Source organism: Limisphaera sp. 4302-co, assembly GCF_049537155.1.
Classification (GTDB): domain Bacteria; phylum Verrucomicrobiota; class Verrucomicrobiia; order Limisphaerales; family Limisphaeraceae; genus Limisphaera.
In genome coordinates this window covers 56,211-81,636 of sequence record NZ_JBMVQZ010000002.1, presented here as the reverse complement: position 1 = coordinate 81,636, position 25,426 = coordinate 56,211, and the positions used below count along the sequence as shown (strand labels likewise).

16 protein-coding genes are annotated in these 25,426 nt (G+C 66.5%); 7 read left to right on the top strand and 9 right to left on the bottom strand.

Annotation, left to right across the window (positions count from 1 at the left end; genetic code table 11):
* Window positions 1–169: 169 nt before the first annotated feature.
* The gene (locus ACPDIX_RS02690; RefSeq protein ID WP_423430237.1) at window positions 170–1,165 is read left to right on the top strand and encodes a PEP-CTERM sorting domain-containing protein; all 996 of its coding nucleotides are present in this window, start codon (window positions 170–172) and stop codon (window positions 1,163–1,165) included.
* Between the two features lie 100 nt (window positions 1,166–1,265).
* On the opposite strand, the gene ACPDIX_RS02685 is transcribed toward ACPDIX_RS02690, so the two are convergent.
* The gene (locus ACPDIX_RS02685; RefSeq protein ID WP_423430236.1) at window positions 1,266–3,632 is read right to left on the bottom strand and encodes a DUF4962 domain-containing protein; all 2,367 of its coding nucleotides are present in this window, start codon (window positions 3,630–3,632) and stop codon (window positions 1,266–1,268) included.
* Window positions 3,633–3,757: 125 nt separating this feature from the next.
* Between ACPDIX_RS02685 and ACPDIX_RS02680 the strand changes: the two genes are divergently transcribed.
* Window positions 3,758–4,981 carry a 4-hydroxy-3-methylbut-2-enyl diphosphate reductase gene (locus ACPDIX_RS02680; protein ID WP_423430235.1) on the top strand — a complete coding sequence of 408 codons (1,224 nt, stop codon included), beginning with the start codon at window positions 3,758–3,760 and terminating at the stop codon, window positions 4,979–4,981.
* A gap of 36 nt (window positions 4,982–5,017) precedes the next feature.
* On the opposite strand, the gene ACPDIX_RS02675 is transcribed toward ACPDIX_RS02680, so the two are convergent.
* The 3 genes from ACPDIX_RS02675 to ACPDIX_RS02665 form a co-directional block, all read right to left on the bottom strand.
* A complete protein-coding gene (locus ACPDIX_RS02675; protein ID WP_423430234.1) occupies window positions 5,018–5,905 on the bottom strand; it encodes a carbonic anhydrase in 888 nt (295 codons plus the stop codon).
* Window positions 5,906–6,009: 104 nt separating this feature from the next.
* A complete protein-coding gene (locus ACPDIX_RS02670) occupies window positions 6,010–6,429 on the bottom strand; it encodes a c-type cytochrome domain-containing protein (RefSeq protein ID WP_423430233.1) in 420 nt (139 codons plus the stop codon).
* A 219-nt stretch (window positions 6,430–6,648) separates the two neighbouring features.
* Window positions 6,649–7,941 (bottom strand): class I SAM-dependent rRNA methyltransferase, encoded by a 1,293-nt coding sequence (locus tag ACPDIX_RS02665; protein ID WP_423430232.1) that lies wholly within the window; start codon window positions 7,939–7,941, stop codon window positions 6,649–6,651.
* Window positions 7,942–8,191: 250 nt separating this feature from the next.
* Here ACPDIX_RS02665 and ACPDIX_RS02660 point away from each other — a divergent pair, with 250 nt between their 5' ends.
* Both ACPDIX_RS02660 and ACPDIX_RS02655 read left to right on the top strand, forming a co-directional pair.
* Window positions 8,192–9,145 (top strand): alkaline phosphatase family protein, encoded by a 954-nt coding sequence (locus ACPDIX_RS02660; protein WP_423430231.1) that lies wholly within the window; start codon window positions 8,192–8,194, stop codon window positions 9,143–9,145.
* Window positions 9,146–9,586: 441 nt separating this feature from the next.
* Window positions 9,587–13,522: an autotransporter-associated beta strand repeat-containing protein gene (locus tag ACPDIX_RS02655; protein WP_423430230.1), complete on the top strand. Its 3,936-nt coding sequence runs from the start codon at window positions 9,587–9,589 to the stop codon at window positions 13,520–13,522.
* A 252-nt stretch (window positions 13,523–13,774) separates the two neighbouring features.
* On the opposite strand, the gene ACPDIX_RS02650 is transcribed toward ACPDIX_RS02655, so the two are convergent.
* Both ACPDIX_RS02650 and ACPDIX_RS02645 read right to left on the bottom strand, forming a co-directional pair.
* Window positions 13,775–15,058: a TIGR02710 family CRISPR-associated CARF protein gene (locus ACPDIX_RS02650; RefSeq protein WP_423430229.1), complete on the bottom strand. Its 1,284-nt coding sequence runs from the start codon at window positions 15,056–15,058 to the stop codon at window positions 13,775–13,777.
* 129 nt (window positions 15,059–15,187) lie between these two features.
* Window positions 15,188–16,369, bottom strand: coding sequence for a phosphotriesterase family protein (locus tag ACPDIX_RS02645; RefSeq protein WP_423430228.1), 1,182 nt, complete (start codon window positions 16,367–16,369; stop codon window positions 15,188–15,190).
* Window positions 16,370–16,499: 130 nt separating this feature from the next.
* On the opposite strand from ACPDIX_RS02645, the gene ACPDIX_RS02640 reads away from it, so the two are divergent.
* Both ACPDIX_RS02640 and ACPDIX_RS02635 read left to right on the top strand, forming a co-directional pair.
* Window positions 16,500–17,981 (top strand): nicotinate phosphoribosyltransferase, encoded by a 1,482-nt coding sequence (locus tag ACPDIX_RS02640; RefSeq protein WP_423430227.1) that lies wholly within the window; start codon window positions 16,500–16,502, stop codon window positions 17,979–17,981.
* 82 nt (window positions 17,982–18,063) lie between these two features.
* Window positions 18,064–18,924, top strand: a complete 861-nt coding sequence (locus ACPDIX_RS02635) for an MqnA/MqnD/SBP family protein (RefSeq protein ID WP_423430226.1) — start codon at window positions 18,064–18,066, stop codon at window positions 18,922–18,924.
* Between the two features lie 175 nt (window positions 18,925–19,099).
* Here the strand turns inward: ACPDIX_RS02635 and ACPDIX_RS02630 are convergent, their stop codons facing one another.
* The 3 genes from ACPDIX_RS02630 to ACPDIX_RS02620 all read right to left on the bottom strand — a co-directional run bounded on the left by ACPDIX_RS02630 (window position 19,100) and on the right by ACPDIX_RS02620 (window position 22,448).
* Complete coding sequence (locus ACPDIX_RS02630) at window positions 19,100–20,014, bottom strand: glycosyltransferase family 2 protein (protein WP_423430225.1); 915 nt, start codon at window positions 20,012–20,014, stop codon at window positions 19,100–19,102.
* Between the two features lie 422 nt (window positions 20,015–20,436).
* The gene (locus ACPDIX_RS02625; RefSeq protein ID WP_423430224.1) at window positions 20,437–21,411 is read right to left on the bottom strand and encodes a glycosyltransferase family 2 protein; all 975 of its coding nucleotides are present in this window, start codon (window positions 21,409–21,411) and stop codon (window positions 20,437–20,439) included.
* Window positions 21,411–22,448, bottom strand: a complete 1,038-nt coding sequence (locus ACPDIX_RS02620; RefSeq protein WP_423430223.1) for a class I SAM-dependent methyltransferase — start codon at window positions 22,446–22,448, stop codon at window positions 21,411–21,413. The genes ACPDIX_RS02625 and ACPDIX_RS02620 overlap by 1 nt, the downstream gene beginning before the upstream one ends.
* Before the next feature lie 253 nt (window positions 22,449–22,701).
* Here ACPDIX_RS02620 and ACPDIX_RS02615 point away from each other — a divergent pair, with 253 nt between their 5' ends.
* Window positions 22,702–25,392 carry a hypothetical protein gene (locus tag ACPDIX_RS02615; RefSeq protein ID WP_423430222.1) on the top strand — a complete coding sequence of 897 codons (2,691 nt, stop codon included), beginning with the start codon at window positions 22,702–22,704 and terminating at the stop codon, window positions 25,390–25,392.
* Window positions 25,393–25,426 lie beyond the last annotated feature (34 nt).

Genomic DNA, 25,426 nt, shown 5'->3' with positions numbered 1-25,426 from the left:
GTTCATGAGCAATTGCGCAAATCCGCAGACTGTTGCGCCAGATGAAGGCCGCCGGTCCCCTTTTGCGTCACGAGCCTGTAACCAAGGAGAGGCTTGCCACCGTACCCGCCGCGGGGGAGAATGCGGTCACCAAACAAGATCGAGTACACTCCCAAACTCAACTCGGCTTATGAAAACAACCACCTGGTTTCCCCTCCTGGTCTCTCTGACAGCCACGGGTGCGCTGGCCCAGACCGTGACAGAGGTCATCATCCCCCGTTACGGAGTGAGCGGTTCCACCACCGCCCTGCGCGCGCCCTCGGCCGTGCGGTTGACCCTCGAGGGCCTGCAACCCAATGCCACTTACCGGTATTACGTCTCCGGCGATACCAACAGCCCGCCGGGCAACGGCGCGGGGAACTATTTCGGCATCAACAACGCGGCCAACAACGCCGGTTACATCCAGGGTTACACCACGCAAAAGGGCCTGGGCGGATCGCTGCTGGCCAACGATGAATTCGCCACCGCCAACCGCTACTCCGAGTTCACCACCGACGCTTCGGGTTCTTACACCGGTTGGTTCGCCCTGGTTCCGACCGGCAATCAGCGGTTCAGCGTCGGTAACGAGGTCCAGGTGGGTGTCATTGTCAATGACGGCGCCGGCGGCACCAGCATCGCCAACCTGTTGTACACCACCAGCACCCTGTTGATGCTCGGGCCCGGGACCGGAGTAGGCGTCAACCAGGGGACCTTCCTGGTCGGCGATTCCCTGGGAGCGCCGGGCGAGACCATGGTCGTGATCTACGACAACGTGGCCGGGGCCGGCCGCCCGATCTGGGCTTGCTGGGTGGAATCGGACGGTATTGACGGTGTACCCGGCTCCCTGTGGGATACCAATGTCACCGCGGGCCGCTGGGGAGCCTATGTGCCGAACGACCTGGAGAACGGCATCCGGCGCGTGGAATACTGGGACATCGGCAGCGGCAGCCTGCTCGGTGTGGCGACGGACGACGACGGGATCTGGACGCCCATCAACGAGCCGCAGTTCCTCACCGCCAATGGCGACACCCGTTACAACGGCGGCACGACCACGTTGATCGGCATCATCGCCCCGATTCCCGAACCTTCGACCCTGACGCTCCTCCTGGCAGGCGGTCTGGGACTGGCCTGGCTGCGCCGGCGCTGAAGGCAATTCCCCAAAGGAACCGGAACCCATCGGGCCGTCCCGGGCCGGGACGGCTTTATTGTGTCCGTAACGATTCCGGCGGCAGACCGGTCGGCCGGGTTCACTCTTCCCACACCATCACAGGCTGGTCGAACTCCCGGTTGCCCAACCGTGCCCACCCGTCGTCAGCCAATCGGAAACCGATGCACAAGGTCTCCGAGCTGCTCCGCAGGCGCACGCCCACAGCGGTGGATGAATCCAGCCGTTCCACCACGGACCAGCGTTCCGCCGCCCCGGGCCGCAAAGGTTGCAGGACCGCCAGCATCAGGACCCTGGACCGGGGCTCGATCGTGGAGGCTTCCACATGCCACTGATTGGGGAACTTGCGGTCGGGTGGTGGATCGTATCCGTCCCATTGCCGGAACCGGAGGGGCACGGGTGAGAGGTAACGGGCGGTCAGGCCCGCGCGGGGCCGGTTCAGCTCGAGCCTGGCGTTCTGCTCGTCCACCCGGAACGGCCCGAGCGCGTGCAGCAGGAATTGGTAGGTGGCCGGGCGAGGTGCCGCCACGTCGTCACACACCACGATCACGTCCGGCTTGTGAAAGAGGATCTTGCGCCGGGCGCGGGTCAGACGTCCCCCGTAGGCACCCACGGCGTCGCCCTCCACATAATCCCACCGCGGAGTCAACCGGACGCTCACCACCCGTCCGGTGGAGAGCGCCGAGTGAGGGATCTGACCCTCGCCGTTCACCAGAACGGCGTTGTGCGCGCGTGTGCTCCAGGCCCAACGCGTGTGAAAGGCGCTCCCGTGTAAATCCCGGTACACGCAGGTGGTCAGGAGCGCCTCGCCGTACGCGTTCAATTGAAAACTGTTTTGGGGATTGTGCCCGTGACTCTGGGAGCCGAACGGGCTGGATTTGAAGAGCAGGTGCACATCGTCGGCGCTGTCAAGGAGGGAGGTGTGCAGGCTGGCCACGCCGATGCCCCTGAACACCCGGGAGGGTGGCAGGTTCGTGGGCGGCAGGGCCGGCGGTGCCTCGGGCAGCCGGGCCCGGTACAGGAAACCCAACACACCATCGGCCTCCGCAAGCTTCCATTGTTCGGCCCACCAGCGCCATTGTGGGGCGTGGACCGCGGCCGGGGTGCCGTTCAATCGCCGCAGGAAGTACTCCATGAAACCGCCCCAACTGCGGGAGGGCGTGCCGTGGGAGAGGTCGCCAAAACCCATGTTGGGAGAGCCCGGCGGCGCCATGTACAGGGCGAAATCCCCCACCCGCGAAAAAAACGGTTTGCGCCACCATTCGATTCCGAGGGCGGTCTCTGCCACCTGACACCACCACACCGCCTTGGCCATGTAACCGCCCCAGTAACTCAGACCTTCGTGCCATCCACCGTCCTCATCGGACCAGACCGGGTAGGCGGCGTAGAACTTGTGCACGGCATAGTCGAGCCACAGTTCCGCCTCCGGGATCTCGCCATAAAAGGCGATGGCGGTCTCGGCCAGTTTGTGCCAGGTCCGGTTGCCGTGGGAGTTGTAGGGACGTTCCAAGTGACCGACGCCGTGCCGGACCTCGCCGCTTTCCCACGCATCGCGCGCGCGCCGGGCCATCACCCGCCGGACCTGTTCTCGTTCCGGTTCGGTCAGCGTGTCCCAAGCCCAGTCGTAGGCCCGGGCCGGGCGGTGCAGCATAACCTTGGCAGCCTCACAATTGAGTCGGAAGTTGGTGGGCCCATCCGGGTCCCACGATGCCAGATGCAGAATCCAGCGCCGGGCAGCCTCGCCGTACCGGGGCTCGCGCGTGATCAGATGGACGAATGCGATCGTCTCGGCCTCCCGACAGGCCCGCAACGCCTGTTCGCGATTCGGCCACCAATACCGGATTCGTTCGCGATCGGTCTTGTCATGAGCCGAACCCAGGTGGGTCGGTTCGGGTGTCGGCCCGGCCGCAATGTACCGGTCGGCCTCGGCCCGGAGGGCGTCGAAGGCCGCCTTTTCCCGTCCCTCCGCCAGCACACGCAAACGGGGAAGGTCCTCGGGCCGCAGGAACAGGCGCGGATGCCCCCGGGGCAACCGGGCGCGTTGCTCGGCCCGGGTCGGCATCGGAAACGGGACCGCATCAGGCGGGACGACGAAGCTTCGCACGCGGCTCCAGGTGGAGGTCCGCCCGTCATCCGTCAGGAACCGGTACCGCCAATAGTAGCGTCCGGGCGACCACGGACGTGCGTCCACGTAAACGTTGAACGGAAGATCGGCGGCTGTAACGGGCGTGTGGAACTCGGGATCCGTGCTCCACTGAACGGTCCAGCGGCGGGCCTCGCGATCCACCAACCACGTCAGGGCCGGCGGGTTCAGCCGCACGACCTCGCCATCGGCCGGCCGGTAGCCGATTTCGTCCGGCCCGGCCGGGCGATCGCTGACCTCGAGCGGCGCCGCGACCAGGGCCGCCACCCCCATCGGGACCAGCACAATCGGAGAGATCCTGCACATGCGCCCTGCCACCGCCCATCCTGGCAAGCCCCGCGTTTCCACAACATCGAACGAACGGCCGATCCATCAGGGCGGCGTCACCGCGGCGCTCGACCCCGACTGAACCTGTGCTATCCTTGCCGCTGATGACGAGTCCCGCAACATCGAACAAGGGCAAGATCAATTTGCGCCGGCCGGACATCATGGAAGCCGTCCAGGCGCAGGTGATGTCCCACTACCGCAGCGAGCTGGTGGAACGAATCCGCGCACGCGGCCATGAAATCTCCGCCGGCGGTCTGACGGTCAAACTGGCCAAGGAATTCGGCTTCTGTTACGGCGTCGAGCGCGCCATCGACCTGGCCTACGCCGCACGCAAGGTCTTCCCGGATCGGCCCCTCTACATCCTCGGGGAAATCATTCACAACCCCGAGGTCAACGACCAGATCCGCGCCATGGGCATCAAGTTCCTCACCGGCTTGCAGAAAGACGCGGACATCGAGGACCTCCAACCCGGTGACATCGTCATCATCCCGGCATTCGGTACCGACGTGGCCACACGCCGGCGCCTGGAAGAAATCGGGTGCCAGTTCGTGGACACCACCTGTGGCGACGTGATGAGCGTCTGGAAACGCGTGCGCCAGTACTCGCGCGAGGGCGTCACCAGCATCATCCACGGCAAGGCCTGGCACGAGGAGACCAAGGCCACCAGTTCCCAGGCCCGCGCCTACGGCCAGGGGCATTACCTCGTCGTCTACAACCTCGAAGAGACCGATTACGTCTGCCGCTACATTGTCCACGGCGGGAACAAGGAGGAGTTCCTCAAGAAATTCGCCGGCGCCTACTCCGAGGGATTCGATCCCGACGTGCATCTGCAGGCCATCGGAGTGGCCAACCAGACCACCATGTTGCGGGGCGAGACCGAAGAGGTCCAGCGCCGCCTCCGCAACGCCATGATCCAAAAGTACGGCGAGGCCAACCTCCACCGGCACTTCCGATACTTCGACACCATCTGCGGGGCCACACAGGACCGACAGGACGCCCTCCAAAAGCTCCTGCAGGAACCGCTCGACCTGCTGCTGGTCATCGGCGGTTACAACTCCTCCAACACCTCACACCTGGCGGAGATGGGCGAGGCCAAACTGCCCACCTACTTCATCAAAAACGCCAGCAAACTGGTCTCCAGCAATCTGATCCGGCACTACAGCCTGCAGCGGCAGGAAGAGATCGAAACGCGCAACTGGTTCCCCGACGGCCCGGTGACCGTGGGCGTCACGGCGGGTGCTTCCTGTCCGAACAACCTCATCGAGGACGTCATCCGCCGGCTCTTCGAGCTGCGCGGCATCTCCGTTCAGGAACTCCTGGCCGCATGAGCCCCCGGGCCGCCCTGTCGCGGGCGGCCTTTTCGTCTATCTGCCCTTGCCGCGCCACTGCGAAACCGGCGGCGGCACGGGAATGGTCCGGTCCGCTCCGGATGGGTCCGGCGACGGCGCATCCGGCCGCGTCGAAGATTCGGCCGCGGGAGGAGCACCGGTGCCGGAGCCCCGGGAATCCGGCACCGTGTGGAAAGCCTGTTCCAGTTTCCCCAGCTTTTGCTCCAACAGGTCCACCGCATCCGCAACGGTTCGGCCGATGGGCAGATCGGACAACGCCGCCGATCCCACACGGAAATCCATCCACTCACCCACCCGTCCCAGCGTCTCCCGCACCGAAGCCACGGTGGCTTGAATGGTTTCCGGCACCGCGGGCAGGTTGGCATAGCCGTTGACGAGCCAGTCCAACCGGCCCGTCTCCAGATCCACCATCAACCCGTGCACGGGAATCCGGGGCGGAATGAGCGGACTCTTTCGCAGGATCTCGCACGCGGTGTGCACGTTCTGGGGCTCGCTGGCAAACAGGCCGAAAGACTCCAGCAGATTGTCCGGCAGAAGATCCCGGGAAACGCCCAGGGAGCGGAACCGTTCCAACAGACCCAGGACCGACTGACGCGCCACGCGACAGTCCGTGTGGCCGATGACAAGAATCTCGCGCGCCCCCTCCAACAAACAGGCCATCGCCAACGACCGCGCCGCGCTGCTCAACGGTCCACCCACCACGTTGCCCGCGTTGCGGACCCACAAAAACTGCTCCTCGGGAATGCCCAACACCTCCGGCAGGACGGGATTCAACCGCGCGTCCAAACAGCTCAGCGCCACCACCGGCAGCGAATCCGCATGTTCGGCGGGCCGGAGCCCCGCCTGCGCATCACCCGACAACGCCCGGTGATTGGCGTCCACGATCGCCTCGACCAATCGCATGGCTGGTTCCTCCATGCACGGTCCGGGCCTGCCGGCTCGGACGCCCGTGGTGCCCGGAAGCGCAACCCGCACGCCGGCGGGTCGCCGGCTCCCTGCCCACGGTCTTACCGGGCACCCTGATCAATCCAGGCCCGGATCAACCCGATCTGTTCCGGTGTCAAAGGCTCGCCCTTGTCCGGCGGCGGCATCCAATGGTCCTCATCCCCCAGCCGCGCCACACTGTGGACCAAGGGGCTCCGGGCACTGTCTCCCACCTCGATCACCTTGCCTTCGCGGCTGCCCTTCAACACCCCCTCCCGACTGTCCAGACGAAGCCGCGCCTTGGGTTTTTCCTCCCCGTGACACTTGAAGCAGTGCTTCTCAAAAATGGGGCGGATGTCCTTCTCGTAGGTCACGCCGGTTTGTTGGGCCGGGGGCGGCAGCTTGCTCACATCCACTTTTTCCGCCGCATGAAGCATGCAACCTGCGGCGGCCAGGGCCGTGCCGAATCGAACTCCCGTGCGGACAAGTGGCGAGGTGTTCATGGTCAAAGCACCGTCACTTTCATCATGCGCGGCCACACGGACCGGTCCAGCGGCCGCGTTTGTACAGCGTGGAACCGCCCGTGCCCACCCGTCCTTCCCCCGGGCCGGTCCACGTGCCGAAACTCTACTGCCGGCCACCGCCCGACTCAACCGCAAACGGTGCCGGTCAACGACCGGCGCCATTGCCGGCGGCAGGCGGCCCCGACCCGCCCCGCCGACTCAACGCACCAGTTCGAAGGCGTAGCCCTTCAGATATTCGGATTCCGGTATCATGGGAATGACGGGATGATCCGGTCCCTGGGTGAACACGGCGATGCGTCGCAGGATCCTCCGCGTGTCGAACGCCGCCGAGAGGATCACGTCCAGGAAGGTGCGCGCGTCCACATGATGCGAACAACAGAACGTGGCCAGCACCCCGCCGGGACGCAGCAGTTTCAGCGCACGCACATGAATCTCCTTGTAACCGCGGAGGGCGTCCGGAACGGACGCCCGCGTGCGCGTGAACGACGGCGGATCGAGAATGATCAGGTCGAACTGCGGGACCAGTCTTTCGCCCGGACCCGTCCGGGTGCGAGCCTTCAGCCAGTCGAACACGTTGGCCGCTTCACCGGTGCAACGATCGGCCAGACCGTTTCGCTCCGCGTTGCGCAGCGCCGTTTGCACCGCTGCGGCGCTCTGATCAATCATGTGCACGTGCGACGCGCCGGCGCGAGCGGCGTGCAGGCCGAAACCGCCCCAGAAACAGAAGGCGTCCAAAACGCGCGCGCCCCGGGCCCAGCCGGCCACCTGCCGGTAATTCAACTGCTGATCGAGATACAGCCCGGTCTTGTGCCCGGCCCAGAGGTCCACCTCGAAGATCAAATCGTTGATCCGCACCGGCAGCAGCGCCCGGGGCGAATCCGACACGACACCCGTTTCAACGGCGTCGTTCTGGCCGTCCCCGGAATCGGCCGGTCCCGGCCGGGGCGGCGGCGGCGGCCAGTCACCCGCCAGCACGCCTTCGGCAGGGGGAAGTCCCTCGAACTTCCGCGCCGCACCGTCGCTGCGTTCCAAAATGGCCCGTGGCGCGAACACCCGCTGCAACGCCTCCACGATCTGAGGCTTCCGCTGCTCCATCCCCAACGCCGTGATCTGCAACACCAGCACGTCCTCGTATTTGTCCACGATCAGTCCGCTGAGGAAATCCCCCTCGGCATGGACCACACGATAACTCGTGGCCTCCGGCAGATGCCGCCGCCGCACTTCCAGCGCCGCCCGGATCCGTTCCTCGAAAAACGCGGAGTCCACCGTGACACGTTCGGGCGCGATCAATCGCACGCGGATTTTGGAGCCCGAATGATAGAAGCCCACCCCCAGGAAGCGCCGCCGATGATCCCGGACCTGCACCAGTGCGCCGTCGGGCACGTCGGCCGTCACCTTCAACACCGAATTGTCGTACAACCAGGGATGACCGGCCACCAGCCGGTCCGCCTCGCCCGGTTTCACATACACCGTCGCCAGTTCCGTCTCCATTCCGTCCATTCGCCTTTCGCCGCTTGTAAACAGGTTTGTCCCCCGCCTTCCGGCCCGCCGCCGCGGCACCAGCCCGCGCCCGGCCGAAAGGACAAGGTGGCCAACATAGACGGCCCAACCGCCCGCTTCAACTCGCGGGACCGAAGCGGTACCACACCGGACCGTCCCAGGCTCGCATCGCCACCCTTTTCGCATTCGTCACACAACCTTCGCTTGCGATCGGTCCGGTTGTAAGCACAATGCGCGTATCATGGAACGATTCACAAGGAGTTGGTCCTCGCTGGTCTTCTGGTTGTGGGGAACCCTGGCGCTCGCATGGGCGGATCCCCGGGTGGCGCATGTCGTGATCGTGAGCATGGACGGCGCCGCGCCCTGGGTGTTGCGACACACGTCCATGCCCGTGCTCCATCAGCTCTACCGGGAAGGCGCAGCCACCTGGGACGCCGAAACCATCCGGCCACCGGTCACGCTGCCCTCCCACACCTCGATGCTCACGGGCGTGCACCCGTCCCGACACCGCATCACCTGGAACGACTGGCGCCCCACCAACGGTGTGGTCCGCGTGCCCACCATATTCGCCGCCGCCAAACGGGCAGGCCTCACCACCGCCATGTTCGTGGGCAAGGAAAAGTTGCAACACCTCTTTCAGCCCGGCACGGTGGATCACTTTGATTACGGCGGGGAGGTCCTAGCAGGTGCACGGATCAGCCCCGACGGCACGGCGGGTGAAGATTGTTACACCACCGTGCCGGACGAGAGCCGACGGGCCCGCTCGGTGGCCCGGCGCGCCGCCGCCTACATCCGGCAGAACCGGCCGAACCTTTGTTTCATTCATCTGGCGGATCCGGACGTCGTGGGGCACAAGCACGGCTGGGGCTCTCCCGAACAACGGCGTTGCCTCCAGGACGTGGACGCGGCACTCAACGAGATCCTGGGCGCCATCCGCCGGGCCGGCCTGCGCCGCAACACCGTCCTCATCGTCACAGCCGATCACGGCGGCCACGGCAAGGGACACAGCTCCGATGTCCCGGAAAACGTCCGCATCCCGTGGATTGCCTGGGGCGCGGACGTCCGCAACGGCACGGAGTTGAACGAACCCATCAGCACCTGCGACACTGCGGCCACCGCATTGTGGCTGCTGGACGTGCCGTCCCCGGGGCCGTTGGACGGCCGGCCTGTCCGCGTGGCGTTCCGCCACCCATGAGCTGCGTCGGCCAGGCATTTCCGGGCACCGCCACAGGACCCGTCTTTCCACCGCCCATCCCGCAACCCAGACTCACGCCCGGTCCGGAGCACCCGCAGGTCTGAACCGGCCGAACCATCATCGGATGGGATCCTCCACCATACCCGGAAAAACCGTCTGAATCGAAGACGGCCGGGCCGGGGCGCCCGCGCACCACTCCCCCCCTGTGAGGCGTTCCCACCGGGCATCTTGTCGGATTCGTCGAACAAATGTTCGATAGTGAGAGCCCGCCATCGGGTGCATGCTGGCGGTGATCATGACCCGGAACCAGGCACGGCAGCGTGCAATGGCGCGGCCCTGGAGCCCGAACCCGCGGGAGCGGGGGACCCTGCGCCCATCGAAGCCGACTGCCTGCCTTCCTCCGGGTCGGGTCCTCAGCAACGCGATTCCACGGAGGTTCCCATGCTGTCTCGATCCCTCGCCTCGTCTCCTCGGACCCGCTCGTGCGCCCCGTTTGCGATCGCCGGACTCCTGCTCGGCATCTGCAGCCACTCCGGCCCGATGCAGGCCGCGGTCTACGAATGGACCGGCACGGCCGGCGACTCGTTCTGGTCCAACCCCGCCAACTGGGTGCCCGAGGGCGTGCCCGGTCCCGGCGACGACGCCCGGCTCTTCGATCGGGGGGCCGCATCGGACGACCTGACCCCGACGGTTCGCATTTCCACCGACACCGTTCTGCAGTCCCTCTGGATCGGCCAGACCAACGGCCACCACCGACTCGAGCTGCAGAACGGGGCCACCCTCACGTTGGAGGGCACAACCGCGCAAAACGTGCTGGTCGTGGGAACAGAAACCGACAACGGCAACGCGCAGACGGTCGCCGCTGCCGTCGGAGGCACCGGAGCACGCCTGATGGTGACGAATCCCTCCGGCACGGTGGCGGTGCGGCAGTCCAGCGCCAACTCCGGTTCCGCCCTGCGCGCCACCCTCGACCTGTCCGGCCTGCAGGAGGTGACCCTGGACGTGGGCCGGTTGCTGGTTGGATCGGAGTCACCCGTCGCACCGCGGCCGTCGGGCATCCTCTGGTTGGGCGCCACCAACCGGATCCATCTCTCCGGGGCCGCCCCGGCGCTGGCCATCGGCGGCCGCGGCGGAAACAACAACGGGGGAAACTCCAGCTACCTTTACCTGGGCGCCGTCAATGAAATCTTTGCCGACAGCATCATGGTCGGCCGGGGCAAACAGGGCGGTGACAGCTCCATCCTTTTCCAAACCAACCTGTTTGCCGCGCCTTCGGCGGTCTTCCGCGCCGCGGACGGCCAGAGCCGCGTCGGCTACTGGTCGGTGGCGGATTCCGAGGGAATCAGCGGGACGGTGAACACGCGTGGGTCGTGTCAGTTTCTCGGCGGCTGGGTGGACGCCCTGGTGGACACGCTCTTCATTGCACGCAGCAGCACCGGCAGCGGCAGCGGGACACCGGCCGGTTACTTCGTGATGGACCGGGGCACGCTTGACGTGAACCGGTTGTACGTGGGCTACCAGAGCCAGCCGGGCAACAACGCCGCACGCGGAACGCTGCATCTGGTGGGACCGGGCCTGATCCGGGTGAACGAATGGCTGGAACTCGCCCACGTCAGCGGGGGCGCCGGCGCCGCCCAGGTGGAAGGCACGCTCAACATCACACAAGGGCGGGTGGAAGTGCTGGGTGCGTTCGTATCGGGCGGCGGCCGGATCACCGTCACCGTCACCAACGGCAGCCTCACCCTGCCCGAAAACGCCGAATTGCACGCCGACACCCTCATCCTCGACGGCGGGCGACTGACCAACCTGGCCGTGCTTGCCGTGAGCAACCAGTGCCTGGCCCTCAACGGCAGCCGGTTGGAAGGCGTGCAAAGCTGCGACCTGGGCAACACCGGGTTGGCATACTGGGACCTGAGCGGACTCGAAAATCCGCTGACCCTCGCCGGCGGCCTGACCGGATCCGGTACCCTCATCGGCGAGGTGGCCCTTCAGCCCGGAGCGGTGCTGGACCCGGCCGGCACGGGTCAGGCCGGCTACCTCACCCTGAGTCATCCCCTCACCCTTGACCGGGCCGTGCTCGCATTCGACCTGGCCGCCAGCGCCATGGGTCTGAACGACCTGATCCAAACCTTCGATCAACTCCGGCTCCGCGGCAAACAACTGGTCAGGCTCAACGCCCTCGAAGGGACATTCGACACCACCACGGCCTACACCCTCTTCACCGCCACCCAGGTCGCACAGGAAAACGCCAGTTTCGAGGTCGTCGGCCCGCTGGCCCGCAGCCGGTACACCTTCCACTTCGACACTTCCCAGCCCGGAGCCGTTCGTTTGATCGTCAGCGGCGATCCACCCCGGTCGCTCACGTGGGTGGGCGACGGCATTGCCAACCGCTGGAACGTCCAGGGCGACGCCAACTGGAACAACGGTTTGGGCGCCGACCGCTTTTACAACCTCGACTCCGTCCTGTTTGACGACACAGGCAACGCCCAGGCTCCGATCCGGCTCGAGGGGGCGTTGGTGCCGGGCACCTTCACCCTGGCCGCCGCCACCCGGACCTACGTGTTCACCGGGGCCGGTGCGTGGGAGGGAGGTCAGCTCATCGTCAACGGACCGGCGGTGACCCGCATCGAAAACAGCGGCACCAACCGGTTCGACTCCCTCACCCTCAACAGCGGGACGCTGATCTTCGCCGGCGACAACCTCAACGCCATCGGTGGCAGCATGCTTGCCATTGCGCCCGGCAGCACCCTGGTCCTGAGCAACACCGGTCCCAACGAGTTGCCTGCCGCCGTGGGGTTGGAAGGGACCCTGGTATGGGCGCCCACGGGCGAGGCAACCTTCAATGGCACCCTCACAGGCATGGGCAAACTCGTCAAGGACGGCCCCGGCCAACTGACCTTGTCGGGAGACAACACCGGACTGGTCGGCACGGAACCGGTCGAAATCCGCAACGGCATTCTGCAGGTGACCTCCCTCGACAGCCTGCCGGTGGCGGGTGCCGTGGTTCATCCCGGCGGCACCCTGGACGTCAACGGCGTGAATCTGCAGGACCGGCCCATCGTGCTCGCCGGCTGGGGCGCCAACGATCAGGGGGCTCTCGTGAACAACAACGGCAACCCCAACTACGTCAGCCCCAACGTGCGTGACGTGACCCTCACGGCAGACACGGCCGTGGGCGGCACCGGCCGCCTCGACATCCGGTCGCCCGGCGGCAGTTCAGGTGACCCGGCCACCGCACGGCTCAGCACCGGCGGACAACCCTTCAACCTTCACAAGGTCGGACCCAACGGAGTGTACATCGTCAGCGTGACGTTCGACCCCGCCCTGGCGGACATCGAGATCCATCAGGGGCTCCTGGCATTCGAAGGCACCACCACCTCCATGGGCGATCCGAACCGCACCCTGAGGGTCCATCCCGGCGCCACGCTCCAGTTCTACCGCACCACCAACGCGTGGAACAAACAGTTCGTGTTCCACGGCTCGGGCACCAACATCACCGTCAACAATGCCAGTTGGACCAACCGCCTGGTCGGACCCATCACCCTCCACGGCCCCTGCTGGTTCAACGCCGGCGGCAACCTCCTCATCGTGGACAGCCCCATCAGCGGTGAAGGCGACCTCATCAAGCAGGGCGGGTCCACCCTGCGACTCGGCGGCGTCAGCACTCACACCGGCGAAACGGTCGTCAGCAACGGCACCTTCCAACTCGAGGGTCGTCTGGAACAAACCCGTCGCATGCTCGTGGCCGGCGGCACGCTCTCCGGCCGGGGCACCATCCTCGCTCCGCTGGAGGTCCTGCCCGGAGGCACCGTGGCACCCGCCGGAACCGACCGCGGCACGCTCACCGTCAATGGAGTCGTGACCCTGAACGGCACCGCCGAGTTTGACGTGTTCCGCTCCGACACAGGCAGCATCGACTCCGACCGCCTCCAGGGCGCAACCGAAATCCGATTCGGCGGCATCCTCCGGCTGAACCTCTCCGGCCAACCCCTCGCTGAGGGCGATGTCCTGACCTTGTTCGACGCCGCCACCTACACCGGCCGCTTCGACGCGATCGAACCTCCCGTGCCCGGCCCGGACCTGGCCTGGGATGCTTCGCGTCTGGCCGTGGACGGCACCTTGCGCGTGGGACCGCCCGCCCCGGCCCAGCCCACCATCGAGCAGGTGCAACTGACCGGTGCCGAACTGCGCCTGCTGGGTTCCGGTGGCGTCCCGGGAGCCGCCTACACCGTGCGTGCCTCCACCAATCTCATGCTCCCCGCCGCACAGTGGTGGCCGGTCCTGACCAACAACTTCGATCCCTCCGGCCGGTTCGAACTGACCCTGCCCGTGGACCCGGCACTCTCGCCGCTGTTCTACCGCCTGAGCATTCCGTGAGGCGGCACCATCAGGGGCACACCGGGCCGCGGTCCGGCACGAGTGACGTCATCCGCCCGGCCCGGCCCGGTCAGGCTCCCATCGGGATGGAATCTGCCGGAACCCTTCGCCCGCCACGGAAAGCCGGCCGGCTTGAGCCCGCCGCCGGGCCACCCGGCCGCCGCTGACAGGGCTCCACCCATCGGCCGGCCCTGCCGGATCGGCATCCCGACACACGATCGCGATATCCCGGCACCGCACCGAGCCGCGGACTTACTCCAGCCACCGCAGGTCGAACTTCGGTATCGGATGAAACTCCCGGGTCAGGTCGAACCCCAGGAACTCCGTGGCCAGCTGTTTCATCTCCACAAACCCCTCCCGACCCACGGGCGTGATCCCATGCGCCAGGATCCCGGCATTCCTTTTCTCGGTGGCCCGCCGCCAGCGACTGTGCACACCCTGTTCGAGGTCCGCCACAATCCCCCGCGCCCGCTCATCCCCCAGGGCTGCCAGTGCACGAAAGACCTGTTCGAGTGACAACCTGACGCTCCCGCCCTCGTCGGGCCGACAGAAGGGCAACGCCTTCAGAGCCTCCGGCAGGGCCGGCCATTTCTCCGCCGGACAACGCCCGTGACGCATCAGACCCTCCGTCGCCCCTTCCAACCACAACTGCCCCTGCAGCTCCATGGCCCGATAGAGCCGCGCCGCCGCGTCTTCATACCGACCCTGGCCCGCCGTCCGCAGCGCATTGTCGAGCAACTCCCGCAGCAGCAGCTCGCCGTCCCCACCCTCCGCACATCTGTCGCAGATCTCCAACGCCGTCCCCACCATCTCCAGCAAACCTCCATCCTCCCGGCCTTCAAACATCGGCCGCAGCCGCCCGCGCGCACCGTGCAGATGGGACCTGGCTCCGCCGAAGTCCATGCGATGTCGAGCGGCCATGCCGCGCGCCACCTCCGCAAGGGCTTCGAACCGCAGTCGCCTTGCAACCCGCGGAGCCGTCTCGCTGAGAACACCGGCCGCAGCCTCGTAATGATGCTGATCCCAAAGCACCTTGGCCCGTTCGCCCTCCCGCACCGCCAGCTCTTCCCACGGATTACCCTGATAAAGACAGCGCTCGGTGCCCCCGACCACGATCCCCAACCCTCCCTTGTCGCGCTTCTCACCGCCGATGTAACTGAACCGGTGGAACCATTCCACCGCCGCCAACACCAGCGCGGCACTCATCGTCTTGCTGCCACCGGTGTAATCCACCAGCACCTCGGACCGGGGAATCTTCGACTCCGCCAGCAACTCCGGAATCTTCCGCCGCAGCTCCCGATAACACGGATTCAGCTCCTCGAACCGTTCGACCTCGACATAGCGCGCCAACGGCCGCCATTCGAGCTGCGCTTGAACCTCCTCCGCCACGGACCGGGTGTCGCCGGAACAGAAATACCAGACCTGCTCGGGCCGGTGCCGGCGAAGAATCACAAGCAAAGGCTCGGGCGACCCACCCACGGACATCAACACCGCCCGCACCTTCATCTCTGTTTGATTCGTGTCTGCTTCCTTCATGGCCGGTTGCAAACGTGAGGACTTTTGTCCGGGCACACAAGTTCGCCCCTCCACCTCCGCAGGCGGTCCTGACCTCCAGCGGTCCGAACCCGCCGGGGCCCGCCCCTGCAAAACGGCCCGCCGCGTCTCTTAAACCCGTCTCACACGCACGGCAAACGCCGCCGCCGGATGATCGCGCAAAAGCCGCTCCAGATCCGCGCCCGAACACCCGGAGGCCAGCAGGTCCGGCCACAACCGCTCGAACACACTGGCGTAGGGTCGGGGGTTTCCGTTGTTGAAAAGCCTCAGGCTCGCGCCGTGCAGTGCTTCCCCCTCCACCGCCCAACCATCGTCATGCGAGACCAGCACCCGATGCCAGACACCCGCGGCCTTCAATGCCAGAAGGGCGTCGCGATACCGTTCAGGTTGCTCCGGAGCCACGCTGTAACCATCCAGGCTGATCCACGCACCCCGTCGCGCGGCCTCGATGCGTTCCGCATCCGTCCCGTTCTGCGCGTGCACCCAGACAAACGCCTCCGGAGACACCCCCTCGGATTCGAGGATGCGCAACTGATCCAGCGCCGCCACACCGTCGCCGCTGTGACCGCAAATCGTCAGGCCGGTCTCCAGATGCACACGGGCAGCCGCCCGCAGCAGCTTGACATGCAGCGGTGGAAGCGGACCGCGGTCCGTCCCCAGCTTGATGAACCCCGGGCGGATTCCCGTGCCTTCGATCCCGCCTTCCCATTCCGCGATCCAGCGCCGGGCCAGTTGCTCCTCGCTCTCCTGATGGGCGTGCCGCGGCAGGTAACGGTTCCCCGCCGCACCGTAATACCCCGTGTTGGTCACCACATGCAGGCCGCTGAGCTCGCTCAGGCGCCGCAACAGGAGCACGTGGCGCCCGATGTAACGCGGCGTGCACTCGAACAACGCATCCACACCCCTGGCCCGCAGCGCCTGCAGATGGGGCAGAACCACGCGGATGGCGGTTCCGGCTTCATAACGCGGCCCCGGCGCCTGTTCGGCCCCGATGAAGTCCGTCACGACATGCTCGTGCGTGAGGGCCCGGCCCAGCTCGACAGCCGGCACAGGACCGCGCACCGTGACGATCACCGGCCCGGTCGCCCACCCGCTGTCCGTCCGCGGGCCGACCCCGGGAAACCGTGCACAACCGGCCGCGGCCAACAGCGTCCACCCGAGAAAGGCACGGCGGGAACAGCAGTTCAGCCGGTCGGGCGCGCGGAGCGGTTGGGGCCACGCACGTTGCACCCCCACGCCACGCACCTCCCCACGGGCCCGCTCAACCGAATCCGGCCGGAATTCGCGCATCATTTGTGTCGAGGGTAGGTCGCCGCCGCCATGCCGCAAGTCCGGACCCCGGCCAGCCGGATGCACCCGGCCGCAGCCCCGCTGGCAGGACACCGGCTTGCCTGCTCCTGCAAGAAATGCTGTGGTAAAGCCCATGGAACCGCCGGATCTGACCCGGAGCGGCTGTCCGCTGCTCACGGACCTCTATCAACTGACGATGGCCCAGGCCTTCTGGAAATCGGGCCGCGCCACCCAGGAGGCCGTGTATCACCTCTTTTTCCGCGAAAACCCGTTCGGCGGTGGATTCACCCTGGCCTGCGGCCTTGCGCACGTGGTGGAGTATCTCGAGCACTGGAGATTCACGGGGGATGACCTCGCATACCTCGCCTCGCTCCGGACGCCCGCGGGACGGCCTTTGTTCGACCCGGCGTTTCTCGAGTATCTGGCGGGCCTGCAATTCGCATGCGACCTGGACGCCGTTCCGGAAGGGACGGTGGTCTTTCCCCACGAACCTTTGCTGCGGGTCCAGGGCCCCATCCTGCAGGCGCAACTGATCGAGACGGCGCTGCTCTACTGGATCAACTTTCCGACCCTTGTTGCCACCAAGGCAGCCCGCATCTGCCTGGCAGCCGGCAATGCCCCGGTGTGGGAGTTCGGCCTGCGACGCGCCCAGGGGGGAGAGGGCGGCCTGGTGGCGGCACGCGCTGCTTACGTCGGCGGCTGCGCCGGCACCTCCAACGTGCTGGCGGCCCGCCGCTGGGGCCTGCCCGTGCGCGGTACACACGCGCACAGTTGGGTCATGGCGTTCGAATCCGAGTTGGATGCCTTTCTGGCCTTCGCCGACGCCATGCCCGACTCCTGCGTGCTGCTGGTGGATACATACGACAGCCTCACCGGCGTCCAGCACGCCATCGAGGTGGGCCGCCGCCTGCGCGCCCGCGGCCTGGAACTGGCCGGGATCCGGCTCGACTCCGGCGACCTCACCTGGCTGAGCCGACAGGCGCGGCAGATGCTCGACCAGGCGGGCTTTGCCTCCACGCGCATCCTCGCCAGCAACGACCTGGATGAACATCAGATTGCCCGGCTCCGGCAGGAAGGCGCCTGCATCGATGCCTGGGGCGTGGGCACCCGACTGGTCACCGGATGGGAACAACCCGCCCTCGGCGGCGTGTACAAACTCACCGCCATCCGCGACTCCGAAGGCCGGTGGCGCCCTCGCATCAAGGTATCCGAGTCCGCCGTCAAAACCACCACCCCCGGCCGATTGCAGGTCCGGCGTTTCGAAGCCGACGGGCGCTTCGTGGCCGACGCCATCCACGACCTGGATGCACCCTGCCCGGATGCCTGGGAGATCGTGGACCCGGCGGACGCCACCCGGCGCAAGCGCATCCCGGCCGGTTGCACGGCCGCCGACCTCCTGCAGCCCGTGTTCCGGAGCGGACGCAAGGTCGTTGCCTTGCCCGATCTGGAAAACATCCGCCGGCGCACACGCGACCAGTTGGCACGATTGGACCCCGGTGTCCTGCGCCTGGTCCAACCCTATCCCTATCCGGCAGGGCTTGAACGCGGCCTGCACGAGCGCAAACTCCGGATGATCCTGGCCGCGCGCAGCGCGCACAACGACGGGCGGTCCTGAGCCGAACGGCATCCCGCCGCCACCTGCACCCGCGCGGCCTTTTGACTCGACTTTGGCCGCGCCCCGGAGACATTGGCGCCCCATGCAGGAAACGGTACTGACCCTGGGGCATTCACCCGACGCGGACGATGCCTTCATGTTTTACGCGCTGGCCGAGGGCAGGGTCCACACGCCGGGACTGCGCTTCGAGCACGTCCTGCAGGACATCCAAACCCTCAACGAGCGCGCCCTGCGCGGCGAGCTGGACATCACCGCCATCAGCTTCGCCGCATATCCGGCCGTCGCTGCGCACTATGCCCTGCTGCCCAGCGGCGCCAGCATGGGTGACGGTTACGGCCCGCTGGTGGTGGCCCACCGGCGCCTGGGCCGCGAGGAACTGCTGCGCTGCAAGATCGCCGTCCCCGGCCTGCTCACCTCGGCCTTCCTGGCCCTGCAACTCTGGCTGGAACGACCCGCCTGCGAACTGGACTACATTGTGGTGCCTTTCGACCGGATCTTCGACGCCCTGGCGGAAGGCCGGGCCGAGGCCGGCCTGCTGATTCACGAGGGGCAGTTGACCTACGGTCGCTCCGGACTGGAGGTTTGCGTGGACCTGGGCCGTTGGTGGGCGGAGACACAGGATGGCCTGCCCCTGCCCCTCGGCGGCAATGTCATTCACAAGCGGCACCCGGATCCGCTCCGGAGCCGCGTGGCCCGCATTCTCACCGCCAGCATCCGGTACGCCCTGGACCATCGTCCGGAGGCCCTCGCCCACGCACTACGCTATGGCCGAGGCCTGGATCCCGAGCTGGCCGATCGTTTCGTGGGTATGTACGTCAATCACTGGACGCTCGACTACGGCCCGAAAGGCCGGGAAGCCATTCGCCGGTTCCTCGGCCTGGCCCACCAACGCGGCCTGTTAGCCTCGCAGCCGCAGCTGGAGTTTGTCGAGCTCGGGTCGTAAGGTCCGTACGATACCGGACCAGCATCCCCACGACGAGGCGTCCCACCCGCGAGGCGCCCGTCGGGCCGGGATACGGGAAGCCCGGCCGCAGCCCGCCTCGCGGCGCGCCGATTTCAAGCGCCCCGCGCCGCCGGCCATCGCACACCGTAGCCACGCAGCAGACACGGCCCGATCTTCAGTCCGCGTAATGTTCCTCGTACCAGCCGAATCGGCCCAGGCGCCAGTCCCGGATTCCGCGCCAGATGCCCCGTGCATTGGCCCAACGCCCCAGCGCAACAAACAGCAGCATCTTGGCCGGACAGACAAGTCCGAGGTAGGCCGCCCGGATCAATGGTTTCCCCACGCTCGCATGCCGATCCAACAGGTGCAGGTTGTTCCGCGTACTGTAGTAGAGCTGCACCGGCCGGTTCTTGGCGAGCGTCGTGGATGTCTTGTGCCACATCCGCGCGGTTGGCAGGTACACCACGCGCCAGCCCGCCTCGCGAATCCGCAGACAAAGCTCCGCGTCTTCCGAGTAAAAAACGTACCGTTCGTCAAAAAAGCCGACTTTCTTCAAAGCCTCGCTGCGCAGTAAAAAACCGCATCCCGTGACAAAGGTGCATTCCCGGACCCGGCTGTATCGGGGACCGTCCCTCTGCAGGAAACCGTGGTGCCAGGGGTGCCCCAGAAAGAAAAACCCCCCCGCGCTCCAGAGCCGGTCGGCAGGCTCGTGAAAAAAGATCTTGCAGCCAACCACTCCCACCTCGGGATGCGCCTCCGCGTATTCGACCAGAAGCCGGATCATGTCCGGCGCCACCAGAACGTCATTGGTGGTGCTGAACACGTACCGGGTCTCGTTCACGACGCTTGCCAGGGCAAGACTGGCGGCCTTGGCATAACCCAGTCCCCGCTCGTGCGCCAGAAGTCTCACCTCGGGAAACTCCCGGCGGACCATTTCCTGCGAACCATCGGTGGAGGCATTGTCCGAAACCACGATCCGGAGATCCGGATAATCCACCGCCCGGAATGACAGCAGGGTCTCGCGAAGTGAATCGCGAAGGTTCCAGTTCACAATGACCACCCCTACGGGCGGAAGCGATGACTGATTCATCGGAATCACTCCTTGCACCTACCTCACCAGAATCGCCAGCACACGTCGGTCCCGGCCATCGGCCACCCACCGTATGGTCGCGCATGACTGGCTCGCCCGAACAGTGGCCGAACATCGCCCCGGCTTGCGATGCATCCGCGGTCGGGTTCGTCCGAACGGAACCATGCTGCGTTTGGGATCCCGGCACCCACCGGAGCGAGGTCCGGCATCGTGCGAGCTTGCACGGATTCGCACCGGCCGGTCGGGTGTTCCCGATGGTCCGGCTTCGCTGCCCCGGCAGTCCACCCGTCTTTCTCGGTCCGGCCCCCGCACCCCTCCGGCTGGCACGCTCCGGGTGCATGTCGCCCAACCACACGAACGGGAACCACCTTCCGGGCCCTCAAAGCGAAGCCGAATCCTCCTCACGTCGGGGAGCGCCGTTCTCAGGAGCAAGTCCGTTCCCGGCGGGAAGCTTCGCCCGTATCGGCCGGCAGGAACTCGGGCCCCGCGAGACGTCCCGGCGGAAGTACCCGGATCCCCCGCCGGCCGGAAAGCCCGTCCCGGATGCCCTGCATCATCCACCTCACGCATTCCTTTCGTTCCTTCTCCAGCAACCCTGCCTTCAGTCCGTCGAGCAAGAACCAGAAAAGGTCATGCAGACACCACACGGGGTCCGCGACCCAGAACCGACGATACATCAGGATCCGGTTTCGAAAGATGTAATAGTATCGCCAGGGTCGGTGACCGCGGATGCGGAGGCGGCACGGTCCCAGGCGGACGACCCGGCCCTCCCCGAGGCTGTGGCTCACCCGAATCCCAGGAACCCGGCCGAGCACGTAACCCGCCCGTCGAAGACGAAGACAAAAATCAAAATCCACATAATCAATGAACAGCGATTCGTCGAATCCGCCCACCGCTCGATAGGCCCGAGCGCAAACCAGCGAGCCCGAGCTGATCGCTGTCCGGACCAACCGGCAGGTCGAGCCCAAGGCGGGCCGAAGGGGCAAATCCTCTCCGCTTCCCCTCTGCACATGATCCGGCGCCAGCAAGCCCAGCCGCTCCGCCTGCGGACAGAGCCGCCAGGTTTCCAGCATGGCCGTGAGGTATCCGGGCGGAATCCAGGTGTCCTGATCGAAAAGCGCCACCCACCGGGCCCCGCAATCGAGCAGCTGGGTCATCCCCACGTTCAATGCAGCAGCGATTCCCCAATTGGAGGGAAGCCGCACTAGGGTGGTGGAAGGGAGCCGCGCCAGCTCGTTCAAAACCCCGTCGAACGCAGGCCCGGACCCGTTGTCCACAATCCATACGCGCCGGAATTGCCCGGCCAGAAGGGTGGCACTGGCTCGGACTTCACCAGGGGGGTGATGGGTCACCATCACGGCGCCGGCCTTTGCCAGATCATCTTCACCCGCGTTCATCACAGTTTCTCGGCCACCAACAAACATTCCTCCCCGCAGGAGCGCCCCTTTCGAATCAGCCGGTGCTCGGCAAACTGGAGCGCCAATGCACGCAGGGTGCGGACGAGGGAAACAGGCGGCGGATCCGAGACCGGCCGGCCACGCGCTCCGGCCAGGCTCAGGCTTGCCCCCAGGATGACGTCGGCGTGCGCTGCGGAGGAAAGACAGAGCCGAATCGCGTAGCCCGCCTCGCGGACCAGCCTCGCCAGCAGCCCGGGATGGTAGAGACAGAAGTGCCTGGGCGGTTCCAGACCGCGCCAACAACGCCCGAAGCGGTCGTGCCCCAGACTGCGTGTGTTCGGCGTGACGATCACCAGCCGGCCGGCCGGCCGGAGCATCTGCCGCGCCTTCTCAAAAACCGGGCGGGGATCGGGAAGATGCTCCACGACATGGTGCAGGGTGACGGCATCGTAGGCGCCCTGCGGCAGATCCAGTGCCGCGAAATCTCCCGTGTGAACGACCAGACCTTTCTCACGCGCGAGGCCCGCGGCACCCGCATCCACCTCACAACCCTCCACCTCCCACCCCCTCCTCCGCATGGCTTGCAGAAAGGCGCCGTCGCCGCACCCGACGTCGAACACCCTCCCCGGAGGCAGGTCGTCCAGCCCGGCCCCGCGGAACAACCGGATCTCACCACCCAAACCGGTGAACCCCGCCAGGATGGAATGAACCCCGCGATACACCTCGTACAGGCTGTCTCTCAGAGGGGTCGCATGCGGGGCGGCCGCACGATGCGTGTAGTATCTGCCGTAGAGAAGCGGCACATCCTCCGGCACAGGAATCGGGTCCAACCACATCAGTCCGCACCCGGCCGAGGGACACTCTCGCAGCGTCCACAGACCGCCCACCCCGTACAGAAGATCCCGTAATCGCTCATGGCGGACCCGGCCCGGTTGACCACACAGCGGACAGGTTGGACGCGGCCGGGTTCGCACGGTTCGACCGCCGCCCGGCTCGCTTCCCACCGCATGTTCGGCTCCCACGCCACACGGATTCACCGGTGCCAATCTACCGGCGCTTCAAACGCGGTTGTCAATGGCGATCCGTCGTCCAACAACGGGACGCAAGCCCGGGTGCTCGCACGCTGCCGGAGGGTTGGGTTCATCAGGCCAACAGACATGCTTCTCCCCGCTCTCTCGAGCCTCGCAAAGAGAACCCGGGCCGGACCCTCACATCCCGGTTCCTGCACCGCCGGCGCCGGGGTTTGCTCTTGGCGCACCTTGCAGACCACACCTATGCTCCGCCGCAAACATGGAGAAGAGGAACCGTCGGCATTCGCCCAAGCTCCCGGCCACAGCAGCGGGTCTGGCGGCCTTGGTCGTCGCCTTTGGCGCGTTGTTCTGGGATGACCTTCACCCGGATCGGGTCTTGTTTTCCAACGACGGACCGTACGGAGCCATGGAGGCCGACCATGCCAACCCATGGAAAACTCTCACCGGCTACTGGCACGACCTGAACTGGCTCGGCTACAGCGCGCCGGCCACCACACCCGGCATCACGACGTTCCTGCGCCTGATGACAAGCACGTTGACTTTCTCCAAACTCTATGCGCCGTTTTCGTTGTTGTTCGTCGGTTGGGCAGCCTGGGTGTGGGCCCGGCAGATGCGGTGGTCCCCTTGGGTGGGCGCGCTGTTGGCCGTCCTGACCAGCCTCAACGGCGATTTCTTCGCCACCGCCAGCTGGGGCGTGTGCGCCCAACCGATCGCCTTCGGCTGCAACTTCCTCGCGCTGGCCGCCCTGGCCCGACCCGACGCGCCCCGGCCCTGGTTGCGACTGGCCCTGGCGGGTTTTGCCGTCGGTCTGGGCGTCACCGAAGCCTACGACATCGGAGCCTTGTTCAGTCTGGTCGTGGCCGCCTATGTCGCTTTTCAGGCCTGGCAAACGGCCGGTTCACCAGCCGCACGCGCCGGTCGGGCCATGGGCCGGTTGATCCTCGTAGCGGGGTGCGCGGCTTTCATCGCCGCCTCCACCCTGAGCACGCTGGTGGCCACGCAGCTCCGCGGGGTCGTACAGGTGCAGGAAGAAGCCACTTCGAGGGAGGAACGCTGGGCCTGGGCCACCCAGTGGAGTCTGCCCAAGGCGGAGTTCTTCAGCCTGTTGGTGCCCGGGTTGTTCGGATACCGCATGGACACGCCGGGCGGCGGCGATTACTGGGGACGGGGCGGCAGCGACCCCGCCTGGGATGACTATCTGGCAGGCGACCGGCAGGGCCCGCCACCGGGCGGGTTCTTCCGCTACGGCATGGGTAGCGGTTATGCCGGCATGCTGGTCTGGGTGCTGGTGGCCGCCGCGTTGGCCCAGACCCTGCGCCGGCAAGGTTCCATCTTCGGCAGGGACGAACGACGTGCCATCCTCTTCTGGACCTGCGTGGCCATCCTGGCCACGCTCCTGATGTTCGGCAGGTTCGCCCCCTTTTATCAGTTCTTCTTTGCACTACCCTACGCCTCTTCGATCCGGAATCCGGCCAAGTTCATGCACATCCTGGAGTGGGCCCTGCTGATCCTTTCAGGCTACGGCCTGCAGGGCTTGTGGCGGACCTGGGTGGAACCGCGCCCCGGCGCCCTCGAAAACCCCGGGCCGCGCACGCGATCCGCCCCGGCCGGGCCGACCGTGTTCGAACGCCGCTGGCTGGTGGGCAGCGCCGTGGCCTTCGGACTGGCCGTCGTGGCGTGGCTCCTCTATGCGCAGGCAAGGCCGAGGTTGGAAGCCTACCTGACGGACATGCATCTCCTGGAGATGCGGGCCCAAGGGATCGCAGGGGACGAACAGGCAGCGGTCCAAAAGGCCCGGGAACAGGCGGCTTTCAGTGTGGGGCGCGTGGGACGTTCGGTCTTGTTCCTGGGGCTGGCGCTCGGTTGGACCGCTCTGGTGATCAGCGGGCGATTGCGGGGCAAAGCCACACTGGCCGGAGGCGTCGGCTGTGCACTGGCCGTGCTCGATCTGGCGCCGGCCAACCGCCCCTGGGTGGTCACCTACAACTGGAAGGAACGGCTCGTGGAGGCCGGGAACAACCCCGTGTTCGATCTCCTGCGTCAGCGGCCGTGGGAGTACCGCGTGGCATTGGCCGAACCGTTTCTGCCTGCACGGTATGCCCTCCTGGCCCAGCTCTACCGGGTGGAGTGGATGCAACATCTCTTTCCTTTCTACAACATTCAGTCGCCGGACATCGTCCAGATGCCGCGCGTCCCCGTGGAGGTGGAGGCGTTCGAACGTGCATTGACACGCAGGCCTTTGCCGGGCGAGGACCTGACCAACTGGACCCGGCGCATCCTGCGGCGTTGGGAACTAACCAGCACCCGCTACCTGTTCGGAGCGGCGGGCATGGCCGAGGCATTGAACCAGCAGCTCGACCCCGAAAAACGACGGTTCCGTGAACTGCTGGCCTTCGAAATCCGCCCGAAAGGGCCGGAGGGACCGTTCCTGATCCGCACCAACACCACCGGGCCGTTTGCGCTGATGGAGTTCACCGGGGCACTGCCCAAGGCCGGGTTGCACGGCCACTGGCAGGTGGTCACCAACGACGCAGAGGCATTGGCCCTGCTGCCGGATCCGTCCTTCGACCCGCACCGAACGGTGTTGGTCTCGGATCCGCCGCCGGCATCGGCGGCAGCGGAGACCAACCGCCCCGGCACGGTGGAGTTCGAGCATTACGAGCCCAAACGGGTGGTCCTCCGGGTGCGGGCCGAACACCCGTCCGTGCTGCGGCTCAACGACAAATTCGACGTTTACTGGCACGCCCACGTGGACGGCCAACCGGCAGCGGTGCTGCGCTGCAATTATGTGGTCCGCGGCGTGTACGTGGAACCGGGGGAACACCGGGTGGAGTTTCGGTATCAACCGCCCGTGGGCCCGCTTTACGTCAGTCTGGCAGCCATTGCCGCGGCCGTGGCCTTGCTCGGATGGGCCTGCCGGATCGAGCGGGCGGGGGATCGTGACAAATGATGACGTGACAACGCCACGGTCCCGGCACAGACTC